Consider the following 10,988-nt stretch of genomic DNA (forward strand, 5'->3'; position numbering starts at 1 on the left):
GGCGTCAGTTCCTCACCGGCCGGCCGGTTTCGATCACGCTCTCGAACCGGTCGAGGGTCGCCTCCGTCCGCACGAGGCGCATGAAGCTCTCGCGTTCGAGTTCGAGGATCGCGTCCTCGTCGAGGGGATCGAGCATGTCGGCCTCGCCCCCGGAGAGCACCGCGGCGAGTTCCCCCGCCACCACGAGGTCGTGCCGCGTGGCGATGCCCCGCCGGGCGAAACCCTCGGCCGCCATGCGCAGGGCGAGCGCCCCGGACGGGCCGGGGAGCGTCAGCGTCACGGGCTTCGGTGCCGCGTAGCCCTCGACCAACGACAGGGCCTTGGTCTTGGCGTCGGCGAGCAGCCGGTCGCGGTTCATCGTGATGCCGTCGCCGGGGCGCAGGAACAGCAGGTCGCGGGCCTCCTCCGCCGACTTGGCGACGGTGGCGGTCGAGACCGTCTCGAACACCTTGGCGGTGGCCGGCATCGGCCCCTTGGGCAGCTTGGGCGCGGATTGCCAGCGGGCCAGCATCTCCTTGCAGCCGCCCCAGGCCGGGACGAGGCCGACGCCGGCCTCCACGAGGCCGATATAGCTCTCGGCATGGGCCTGCACCGCATCGCTGTGGAGCAGGATCTCGCAGCCGCCGCCGAGCGCCATGCCGGCGGGGGCGCTGACCACGGGGAACGGCGCGTATTTGAGCTGCGCGTAGGTCTGCTGGCCCAGCGCGACCAATTTCTCGATTTCACCCCAGGCGCCGATGTTGGCGGCGAACAAGGCGAGGCCGAGATTCGCGCCGACCGAGAAGTTGGGGGCCTCGTTGTAGACCACCAGCGCCTTGTACTTGTCTTTGACCAGCTTGATGCTCTTGCCGAGCAGGACCAGGATCTGTTCGTCGAGGGCGTTCGACTGCGAGGTGAACTCGAAGCACACCACGCCGTCGCCGATGTCCCACAGGGCGGCCGAGCCGTTCTTGAGGAGGGGCTTGGCGGAGAGCTTGATGTCCTCCAGCCGCAGCACGCCCTCGGGACGCACAAGGGTTTCGTAGTCGCCCCCGGCCGTGAGAACCTGCCGGCGGCCGCCCTCGACCCGGTAGAAGGTCCGTCCATTCAGCCCCGCGAGGATCGGCGGGACGGTCATGCCGTCCTTCGCCAGCCGCTCCGCCAGGTAGGCGCCGCCGATCCGGTCGATCAGTTCGAACGGACCCCATTTCCAGTTGTAACCGAGGCGCATGGCCTCATCGATGGCGGCGATCTCGTCGCTCGCCTCGCCGACGAGGCCGGCGGCATAGGCCAGGGTCGGGCCGATCACCGTCCAGGCATAGGCGCCGACGCGGCCCGGCAGGTCCAGCACGGCCCTCGGACCCTTGGCCTCCTTGAGCTCGGGCAGGTCCGCCTTGGCGGACGGCCGGTATTCGCCGGTCCCCAGGTCGATCGCCTCCTTGGTCTTCTGGCCGCCCGCGCGGTTCAGGCGGTAGAAGCCGCCCTTGCCCTTGCGGCCGGTATAGCCCTCCGCGATCAGCTTCGTGATCAGCGGCATCTCGCGGTAGGTGGCGTGGAACGCGTCCTCCGCCGGCAGGGCCGCCCGCAGGCTCTTGGTGGTGTGGGGGATCAGGTCGAGGCCCACGAGATCCACGAGGCCGAACACGCCGGTCTTCGGGATGCCGAAGGGGCGGCCCATCACGGCGTCCGCCTCCTCCACCGGCACGCCGAGATCGGCGGCCGCCGCGATGGCGTTCTGGATCCAGAAGATGCCGAGCCGGTTGGCGATGAAGCCCGGCCGGTCCTTGCAGCGCACGACGCTCTTGCCGAGCCGGCGGTCGGCGAAGTCCGACACGGTCGCGGCGAGCGCCGGATCGGTCCGCGGGCCGGTGACGATCTCGAGCAGCCGCATGTAGCGGGGCGGGTTGAAGAAGTGGGTGATGAGGAAGTCTCGCGCGAACGCCTCCGGCATGCCCGCGACGAGCGCGTCGAGCGGGATGGTCGAGGTGTTCGACGAGATCGCGGTGCCGGGCTTACGCACCGCGTCGATGCGCCGGTAGAGGGCCTGCTTCACGTCCAGGCGCTCGACCACCACCTCGATGATCCAGTCGACTTCGCCGAGCCGGTCGAGATGGTCCTCGGTGTTGCACGCCTCCACCAGCTTGGCGGCGCGCGGCGACATGAAGGAGGCCGGCTCCGTCTTCAGCATCCTGGCGATGGCGCCCTTGGCCAGGGTGTTCCTGTCGGCGGCCCCCTCCGGGACGATGTCCATGAGCAGCACCGGCACGCCGGCATTGGCGACATGAGCGGCGATGCCGGAGCCCATGACTCCGGCGCCGATGACGGCGACTTTGCGGATCCCGGTCATCACACGCGCTCCAGAAGGGTGGCGATGCCCTGGCCGCCGCCGATGCACTGCGTGGCCAGCGCAAAGCGGCCGCCCTCGCGGGCGAGCAGCGCGGCCGCCTTGCCGACGATGCGGGCACCGGTGGCGCCGAGCGGATGGCCCAGCGCGATGGCGCCGCCGTCGATGTTGACGGTCTTCTCGTCGAGGCCGAGGTCGCGGATGCAGGCCAGGGCCTGGGACGCGAAGGCCTCGTTCAGCTCGACCACGCTCAGCGCGTCGGCCGAGATGCCGGCGCGGGCCAACGCCTTCCGCGAGGCCGCCACGGGGCCGATGCCCATGATCTCCGGCTCGCAGCCCGAGACCGCGACGGCGGCGACCCGCGCCAGGGGCTTGAGGCCGGTCCGGCGGGCATAGGCCGCGCTGCAGACGAGCACCGCCGAGGCGCCGTCGGTCAGCGGCGAGGAGGTGCCGGCGGTGACCGAGCCGTCCTGCTGGAAGGCGGGCTTCAGGGCGGCGAGCCCCTCGACGCTGGCGTCCGAGCGGATGCAGCCGTCGGCCTCGACGGTGCCATCCTTCGACACGATCGGCACGATCTCGGCGGCGAGCCGCCCCTCGGCCTGCGCTTGCGCCGCCTTGCGGTGACTCGCCACCGCGAACGCTTCCTGGTCGGCGCGGGTGATCTGCCAGCGGCGGGCGACGTTCTCGGCGGTGTCGCCCATGCCCATGTAGGCGCCGGTCCGCTTCTTGTGGAGCGCCGGGTTCGGCATCGGGTTGAAGCCCATCATCGGCACGCGGCTCATGCTCTCGACGCCCGCGCACAGGAAGGCCTCGCCGGCCCCGAGCGCGATCTGCCCGGCGGCGATGTGGACCGACTGCATCGAGGAGCCGCAGAACCGGTTCACGGTGACGCCGCCGACGCCGAGGTCGAGGTCGGCGAGCAGCCCGATCAGCCGGGCGACGTTGAAGCCCTGCTCGCCCTCGGGGAAGGCACAGCCGACGATCAGATCCTCGATGTCCTTCGAGGGGATGCCGGTGTCGGCGACGAGCTTGCGCACGACCTGGGCGGCGAGGTCGTCCGGGCGGACCCGGGCAAGGGCCCCCTTCTTGGTTGGCGTGAAGGGCGAGCGGGCGTAGCCCGCGATGACGACGTCGGTCATGTTGTCCTCTCGGAGCGATCAGGGTGGGAGGCGTGCGGGGGTGACGGCCGACCGCGGGACGGCGGAGCGGCGTAAGCGCGTGTTGGGAAAGAGAAATCGCGAAGGGTTTCCGCTTGCGATGCGGTGCGGCGAGACCGGCCCCCGCAGGGCGGGCGACCTCCCAACCCCACCGCCTCGTCCCGAGGTGCGAGCGCAGCGAGCCTCGAAGGAGCGCTCGAGGGATCGCGTGGCCAGCTGGAGGGCTCCTTCGAGGCCTCCGCTACGCTCCTGCACCTCGGGATGCGGGGAGTGGGTGGGATCGTTGTTTCGGGTACCCGGTCGGACGCGGCCGTAAACCACCGCGGGATGATCCGAGTGGCCTCGATATCGCCGTTTCGACGCGCTTCCTCGCGCCGATCCAGCCGAGCTGGTTCTAGCGCGCCCGCCGCGTATTGGCCGCCTTGTTGGCCGGCTTGGCGGTTTCGAGGGCGGCCAGCGCGTAGTGCCGGAGCTTCTCCAGCTCGCCGAGCGTCTCGACCAGGGCCTTCTGCTGATCGACCAGCTGCTCGATCCGGCCGTCGATCTTCTTCAGGAGGTCGCGCCACTGCTCCTTCTGCGTCGGATCGACGTCGTAGAGATTGAGATACTCCTTGATCTCCCGCAGGGAGAAGCCCAGCCGCTTGCCGCGCAGGATGAGGATCAACCGCACCTTGTCGCGATGCGCGTAGACACGCGTATTCCCAGCGCGCTGCGGAGTCAGAAGGCCCTTGTCCTCGTAGAAACGGACCGTCCTCGCCGTGACCCCCAATTCCTTGGCAAGTTGGGTCACGGTATACAGTGTGTCGGACACAGAAGACCTTCTCTGACGAAAGGCCACCGTATTCCCGGACTCCAGGGACCGTCAACGTCATGCCGAAGCCCGCCGATTCGGAGACGTGAGGTCGGCCCTGTCGCGCTCCTCCGCGACGAGCTCCTTCTTCGAGAGCTTGCCCACCGCCGTCTTCGGCAGGCTCGTCCGGATCTCGATTTCCCGCGGCAACTCGATCTTCGAGAGCCGGTCGGCCAGGAAAATCCGAAGCGTTTCGGGCGTGGCGGTGTGCCCGGCGCGCAGCTTCACGAAGGCCTTGGGGCTCTCGCCGCGGTACGCGTCGGGTATGCCGACCGCCACCGCTTCCTCGACGGCCTCGTGCTCGTAGAGCGCGTCCTCGATCTGGCGCGGATAGACGTTATAGCCGCCGCAGATGATGAGATCCTTGATCCGGTCGACCAGGAAGAGGAACCCGTCCGCGTCGCAATAGCCGACATCCCCTGTCCTCAGCGCCCCGTCGACGAGCACCTCGGCCGTATCCTTCGGGCGCCGCCAGTAGCCCGCCATGACCTGCGGGCCGCGGATATAGACCTCGCCCTTCGCGCCGGGGGGCATGAGCCGATCCGGATGAGACGGATCCCGGATCTCGATCGTCGTCTCGGCCAGCGGCAGGCCGACCGAGCCGGGGCGCCGCCGGGCATCGAACGGGTTGACGCAGACGACCGGCGAACTCTCGGTCAGCCCGTAGCCCTCCGAGAGGCGACAGCCCGTGAGCGCCTCGAAGCGGCTGGCGACTTCGGCCGGGAGCGGCGCGCCGCCCGAGATGCACAGCCGGATCGAGCCGAGATCGACCGGCGTGGTTTCCGCCGCCTTGTTGATGGCCCCGAAGATCGTCGGCACCGCCGGGAAGAAGGTTGGTCGGGTGCGGGCGATGGTGGCGAGGAGCTGATCGATCTTGAACTGGGGGACGAGGATGATCTGCGCGCCGATCTCGATCGCGAGGTTCATCGCCGCCGTCATGGCGAAGACATGGAACAGCGGGATGACGGCCAGCACGCGCTCCTGCCCGTCCCGCAGGCCCGTCTGTCGGATCAGCGGGGCCAGCTGACGGACGTTGCCGGCGAGATTGGCATGGGTGAGCATCGCCGCCTTGGGCGTGCCGGTCGTGCCGCCGGTATATTGCAGCAGCGCGATATCGTCGGGGCGAATGGCGGTCCGCGCATCGGAGCCGCCGCCGCGGGTGAGAAGCTTGGTCCAGGGGACGTGCCGCGCGTCCGCCGGGATCCGCGCGATCTCCGTCCGCTTGAACAGGCGGTAGAGCACGCCGCGCCTGAAGGGCAGCATATCGGCGAGCGGACACAGGATCAGATGGTGCAGCCCCGCCTCATCGGCGATCGCGGAGACGGGATCGTAGATCCGGGCGACGTCGGACACGACCATGAGCGTCGTCCCCGAATCGCGAATCTGCGTCAGGCATTCCCGCGGCGTATAAAGGGGGTTGAAGTTGACGACCGTCCCCCCGGCCTTGAGTATCGCGAAGTAGAAGAACACCGAGTACGGCGTGTTGGGCAGGCACAGGCCGACTTGAACACCGCGTCCGACCCCGAGCCGGACGAGTCCCTGTGCCAACCGGTCGGTCAGTGCGCCGACCGCACGATAGGTCCAGACCCGGCCGAGGAATTCCAGCGCCGGCCGGTCGGCGAAGCGACGCGAGCTGCGATCGAGGAGATCGGGCAGCGTGTCCGGTTCCCCCTCCGTCAGCGGCAGCGGAGCGGTGGCGGCTGCTGCGACGCCCCCGCCATCGATATGGTTGGCCGACATGCTCCTCCCCCCTCCCTGCATCGCTCTCTTGAGGAGCGCTCCACTCGGGCAGGCCAGGATTGACGTATACGTGAACTGCTAGCCCATTAGGTAAGTCAAGTGCAAGCCCCATCCGCGGGCTTCCGGCCATGCGGAGATGCGCTCCCGGTCGGTCATGGTGCCGAAAGAGCACACCCATTGCGCCTCGGCTGTCTGCTGCCGGTTTTGGCCGGAAAGCGCGGCCCGGCAAGCTTGCAGTTTTGTGCCCCTTAAGTCACCTTCGTGACGTATAGGTCATAGCGGCGGATTCGCGAGCGCCGACGGTATTGGCGGATCATCGCTCGCGTCGGAAGATAGATTTGTCTTCCGAGGTCAGTCGACGCGCGTTTCAAATCAAAAAGAAAACTCTGCATCCTTGTTATCTGCAGATCGGGGGAAACAGGTATGACATCGCGCCATTGGGTTGTAGCCGCCGGGTTTCTTGCCTCGGCCTTGGGGCTCAGCGAAGCCTCTGCGGGCGCGTTCGGGATCCGGGAGCAGAGCACGCAGGCGCAGGGTCTGGCGTTTGCCGGTGCGGCGGCCGGCTCGGGCGGCGTGTCCTCGATCTTCTGGAACCCCGCCACCATCACCATGAACCCCGGCTTCGTCGCCGAGCAGAACTTCACCTTCATCGGCCTGTCGTCCACCATCCGGCCGGATGTCGGCACCAACCCCGGCTTCGCCCGGTTGGGCGGGTCCGGCGATATCGGTCAGGGCGCCGTCGTGCCGGCCGGCGCCACCTCCTACCAGATCAACGACCGCCTCTGGCTCGGCCTCGCGACCGGCGCGCCGTTCGGCCTCGTGACCAAGCCCCGGCAGGTCTGGGCCGGCGAGGTCTACGGACGCTCGTCCCGGATCTTCTCCCTGGCGATCAACCCGGTGATCGGCTTCAAGGTCAACGAGTGGCTCTCGGTCGCGGCCGGCCCGAACATCGAGTATTTCCGCCTGACCCTGCGGCAGGCGCTGCCGATCCCCGGCATCCAGCCGACCGTCTACCCGAGCTCCTTCCTCAAGGGCGAGTCCTGGGGCGCAGGCTTCACGGCCGGCGCCACGATCACGCCGCGCGACGGGACCGTGCTGGGCATCGGCTACCGCTCCTCCGTGCATCACGACATCGACGGGTCGATCGGCGTGCCGCTGCTGGCACTCGCGCCGCTCGCGGGCCAGGTCCGCTCGAAGCTCAACACCCCCGACAAGCTGAGCGTCGGCCTGACCCAGGCGCTCTCGCCGGTGGCCCGGGTGGATCTCGGCTTCGAGTGGGACAACTGGTCGAGGCTGGGCACCGTCGGCATCGTGTCGAAGACGCTGGGCGTGCCGGTCAATTTCCTGCCACTCAACTACAAGGACGGCTACACCTACTCGGTCGGTGCTGAGTACGACGCGTCGCCGAACCTGACCCTGCGCACCGGTTTCGCCTACGAGACCTCGCCGATCGACTTCTCCAACCGCTCGGTGCGCCTGCCGGACGGCGACCGCTACAACGTCTCGGTGGGTGCGAGCTACCGGTGGAGCCAGGCGCTGACGCTGAACGTAGCCTACTCGCACTTCTTCCTGAACCGCTCGCGGATCCTTTCCGGCATCGGTCGCGACTACAACGTCGGCAACATTGCCTTCGCGGGCGTTGTGGATTCGAGCGCCGATCTCGTCTCGGTCGGCTTCCGCTACGTATTCGGCGCCCCGCCGCCCCCGGCCCCCGCGCCCCTGGTGCGGAAGTACTAGGCCGGTACGCTCATCTGGAGGCACATCATCGGGGATCATGGTCTTCGGACACCGTGATTCCCGCTCGGGATGTTTGATCGCGGCGCCGGGCCTGCCGCGTTCCACGGCGTCTCGCGAGGCTCGATCGGTCGATCGCGCCGTTCCGCGGATTCCGGAGGACGATCCCTCTGGTCGGGTTGCGGGATGGCCCCTGACGAACCGGTTCCATGACTGCGTCCCGGGCCATCAGGATCATCGCAGGCCTCGGTCAGGCCTCCCCGAGTTCGACGGCGAGCCGATCACGGGCTCGGCTGACCCGGCTCTTCACGGTCCCGGGCGGGCAGCCGATCCTGGCGGCGGCGGTCTCGTAGCTCAGGTCCTCGACCGCGATGAGGAGCAAGGCTTCCCGCTGGCGCGGTTCGAGCCGGTCGAGTGCCTGCTGGACATCCTGAACGTCCAGGCGATGCTCCTGATCGGCGCGGCTGGACAGGCCGGCCGCGTAGGAGCCTTCCGGATCCGGCACTTCCCTGCGGTACTTCAGACGGCCGTTGAGATGGCCGTTGCGCAGAATCGTGAAGAGCCACGACTTCAGGCTTGTACCGGGACTGTAGCTGGTACGGTGTTCCCAGGCCTTGAGCAGGGTGAACTGCACGAGGTCGTCACTCTCCGTCGCGTTGCGGCTCAGCGACAGCGCGTAGCGGCGCAGATGCGGCACCACCGCGATCAACTCCGCCGCGAAGCCAAGCTCCGACCGCGTCTCGGCCGCGTCCAGAGCCTCGGACAGGCGGCGCAGTGCGCTAGCCAGACGCGAATCGTCATCAATCCACGCAACTTCTGGGTAGTAGATCCGTAGATCTCGGCCGAGCTCGGCGCTCGTGAAGGAGATCATGGCGTCGTCCGTGGCGGGCGAACGAAATGGTTCGGCGACATGCAGCACGGGGTGAGACTCACCATCGATTGAGTGCTTCGAACGCAGGACCATTCATCGACCCCACGCATTCGGTGACCATCAATCTTTGGTCGCGCGCTCACGCGTCAATGATACGCGCATACCAGGATCCTAACATAAATTTTGGAACCGGCTTGCGCGCAACCTGTTCATGCATCGCTGCCGATTGGGCAGCGGTGCTGAGAGAGGTGCATCAGGCCGTGACGGCGGGCGTGGACAGGCATGAAGTCCGGCAGGTCAGCGCCGGCTTGAGCACGGGCGTGATCCTGGTCGAGCCCGACCAGACCATCGCGTACGCCCACGCGGTGGTCCTTGCCATGCACGGGTCCGGTAGCCCGGATGAACTGGGCCCAACGGTCGATGCGTATCGCGCACCGCCCTGCCTGCGCTACCGAAACCACATCACCCCGGCCCACGATCCGATCGAGCAAGTGGCGGCGGGCGAGCGGGTCGGGATCGATCCGGATGCCACCGGGCTGCTGGTCATGCAGGACATCAGCGGCTGCAAGCACACCGAACGCGCGTCGTCCGACGCCAGCGAGGCGGTGAATGCGGATGCCTCCTGGTTCAGCCGCGACCCGATCGAGAAGTTTGCCAATCTGCGCCGGTCGAAGGCGGGCCGATCAGATGCGGTGATCAGTAATCTGACCCCGCGGGTGCGGCAGATCCTGAACCCAATCTTCTCGTGTCTCGACGACGCGGCTATCGCCCGGACGCTCGATCGATCGCGCAATACCGTGCGCAATCATGGTGCTGCGCTTGATCGCAAGATCGGAGTCCACAAGCGCAGCGACGCCGCCGTGTTGGGCAGGGAAAACGGTTTTCCATTGTGTGGGCCTGGAACAAAGTGATCCAGTTACTAGTATAGAAGCGTCATTGAACGCGACGAGGGATGGAGCATCTCTTCTCAGGTGCAGAGCCTCTCAAAGACCCTCGGAGCAATCATGGCCGAAGATAGAAAGACGACGTCCGCAGAGCACCTCAAAGGCTCGGTCAAGGAAGCCCTCGGGAAGCTCACCGGCGATGTCCGGGTCGAGGCCGAGGGCCGGCGTCAGAAGAAGGACGCCGATGCTCCGAGCGCCGGTGGATCCAAGCCCACAGGGTCGGAGCGCAGCTGACGCCATCCAGGGCCGTTTGATCGGGTGCCTCCGTCGAGACGCGCCTCGTCACAGACACGAACAGACAGGAGAACGACATGGTCGATACGGATCGGATCACGGGCGCCGCCAAGGAGTTCGGCGGCAAGGTGCAGGGTGCGGTGGGCGATCTCACCGGCTCGAAGCACGACCAGGCGGAGGGGGGGGCCCGCGAGGCGGCCGGCGGGGCGGAGAACCTCTACGGCCAGGCCAAGGACACGGTTCGCGACGCCGCCGAGCACGTCGCCGACACCGCCCGCGATATCGGCGGCCGGATCCGGGAGACCGTGGGTGGCCTCGTCGGCTCCGAGGATCTCGAGGATCGCGCGCGCCGGGCTCAAGGGGCCGCCGAGGATCAGTTCGTCCGCACCCGCCGGTCCGTGCGCCATGCGGCGGACGACGCCTCCGATTATGCCGAGGACGCCTACGATCGTGGCGCGCGCGCCCTGCGCCACGGCTCCGGCGGCGTGAGCGGCCAGGTTGCCGAATACCCGCTCGCATCGCTGCTCATCGCCGGCGCCGTCGGCTTCGGCCTGGGGCTGCTGGTCAACGCGACCCGCGACTGAGCGCGCCCAGCCAGTCTCCTTCGAACAACACCCTGAACGACCAACGACCCGGAGTAGAAGCGTGACCACCCCGACGACTGTTTCCCCGCTTGCCACGTCAGCCGCGCAAGCCGACACGCGTGCCGTGTTGCTCAACGAGGTCTCGTGGGGCGCAATCTTTGCCGGCGCGGTGACGGCGCTGGTGACGCAGGTGATCGTCAATCTCGTCGGGGTCGGCGTGGGGTTGGCCTCGGTCGGCACCCAGGCCGCCGACAACCCCTCCGCCTCGACCGTGTCGATGGGCGCGGGCCTGTGGTTCGTCGGCTCGGGCATCGTCGCCTCGCTGGCCGGCGGCCTGATCGCCGGCCGCCTCTCGGGCAAGCCCCTGCCGGGCGCGGCCGCGCTGCACGGGCTGGTCTCCTGGGCTTTGACCACGCTGGTCGTGCTGTACCTGCTCACCTCGGCCGCCAGCGGCCTGGTCGGCGGCACGCTCAGCACGGTCTCGGGCGCGCTCGGCGGGGCGGGCAACCTCGTGGGCGGCACCATCCAGACGGCGGCCCAGGCGGCCGCGC

Annotated in this window: 9 protein-coding genes and 1 pseudogene; 5 read left to right on the forward strand and 5 right to left on the reverse strand. The window is 68.2% G+C overall.

Features of this window, described 5'->3' with window-relative positions; translation table 11 throughout:
- Nucleotides 1–4: 4 nt before the first annotated feature.
- From AAHG09_RS06885 to AAHG09_RS06900, 4 genes are all read right to left on the reverse strand, one after another.
- Nucleotides 5–2,326, reverse strand: a complete 2,322-nt coding sequence (locus AAHG09_RS06885; RefSeq protein WP_342106177.1) for a 3-hydroxyacyl-CoA dehydrogenase/enoyl-CoA hydratase family protein — start codon at nt 2,324–2,326, stop codon at nt 5–7.
- Nucleotides 2,326–3,462 (reverse strand): thiolase family protein, encoded by a 1,137-nt coding sequence (locus tag AAHG09_RS06890; RefSeq protein WP_342106178.1) that lies wholly within the window; start codon nt 3,460–3,462, stop codon nt 2,326–2,328. Before AAHG09_RS06890 ends, AAHG09_RS06885 begins: the two co-directional genes overlap by 1 nt.
- 412 nt (nt 3,463–3,874) lie before the next feature.
- Nucleotides 3,875–4,291 (reverse strand): MerR family transcriptional regulator, encoded by a 417-nt coding sequence (locus tag AAHG09_RS06895; RefSeq protein WP_342106179.1) that lies wholly within the window; start codon nt 4,289–4,291, stop codon nt 3,875–3,877.
- Between the two features lie 57 nt (nt 4,292–4,348).
- A complete protein-coding gene (locus AAHG09_RS06900) occupies nt 4,349–6,070 on the reverse strand; it encodes a long-chain-fatty-acid--CoA ligase (RefSeq protein ID WP_342106180.1) in 1,722 nt (573 codons plus the stop codon).
- A gap of 423 nt (nt 6,071–6,493) precedes the next feature.
- Between AAHG09_RS06900 and AAHG09_RS06905 the strand changes: the two genes are divergently transcribed.
- Nucleotides 6,494–7,807, forward strand: a complete 1,314-nt coding sequence (locus AAHG09_RS06905) for an OmpP1/FadL family transporter (protein WP_342106182.1) — start codon at nt 6,494–6,496, stop codon at nt 7,805–7,807.
- Between the two features lie 247 nt (nt 7,808–8,054).
- Here AAHG09_RS06905 and AAHG09_RS06910 read toward each other — a convergent pair whose 3' ends face one another.
- Nucleotides 8,055–8,723 (reverse strand): sigma-70 family RNA polymerase sigma factor, encoded by a 669-nt coding sequence (locus AAHG09_RS06910; protein ID WP_342106183.1) that lies wholly within the window; start codon nt 8,721–8,723, stop codon nt 8,055–8,057.
- Nucleotides 8,724–8,923: 200 nt separating this feature from the next.
- Here AAHG09_RS06910 and AAHG09_RS06915 point away from each other — a divergent pair, with 200 nt between their 5' ends.
- The 4 genes and pseudogenes from AAHG09_RS06915 to AAHG09_RS06930 all read left to right on the forward strand — a co-directional run.
- Nucleotides 8,924–9,586, forward strand: coding sequence for a helix-turn-helix transcriptional regulator (locus tag AAHG09_RS06915; RefSeq protein WP_342106184.1), 663 nt, complete (start codon nt 8,924–8,926; stop codon nt 9,584–9,586).
- Nucleotides 9,587–9,679: 93 nt separating this feature from the next.
- Nucleotides 9,680–9,853 carry a CsbD family protein gene (locus AAHG09_RS06920; RefSeq protein WP_342106185.1) on the forward strand — a complete coding sequence of 58 codons (174 nt, stop codon included), beginning with the start codon at nt 9,680–9,682 and terminating at the stop codon, nt 9,851–9,853.
- A gap of 77 nt (nt 9,854–9,930) precedes the next feature.
- Nucleotides 9,931–10,437 carry a CsbD family protein gene (locus tag AAHG09_RS06925; protein WP_342106186.1) on the forward strand — a complete coding sequence of 169 codons (507 nt, stop codon included), beginning with the start codon at nt 9,931–9,933 and terminating at the stop codon, nt 10,435–10,437.
- Nucleotides 10,438–10,498: 61 nt separating this feature from the next.
- Nucleotides 10,499–10,988: pseudogene (locus AAHG09_RS06930) on the forward strand (PhnA-like protein); the annotation flags it as partial.

This window comes from Methylobacterium guangdongense (genome assembly GCF_038442355.1).
GTDB lineage: Bacteria > Pseudomonadota > Alphaproteobacteria > Rhizobiales > Beijerinckiaceae > Methylobacterium > Methylobacterium guangdongense.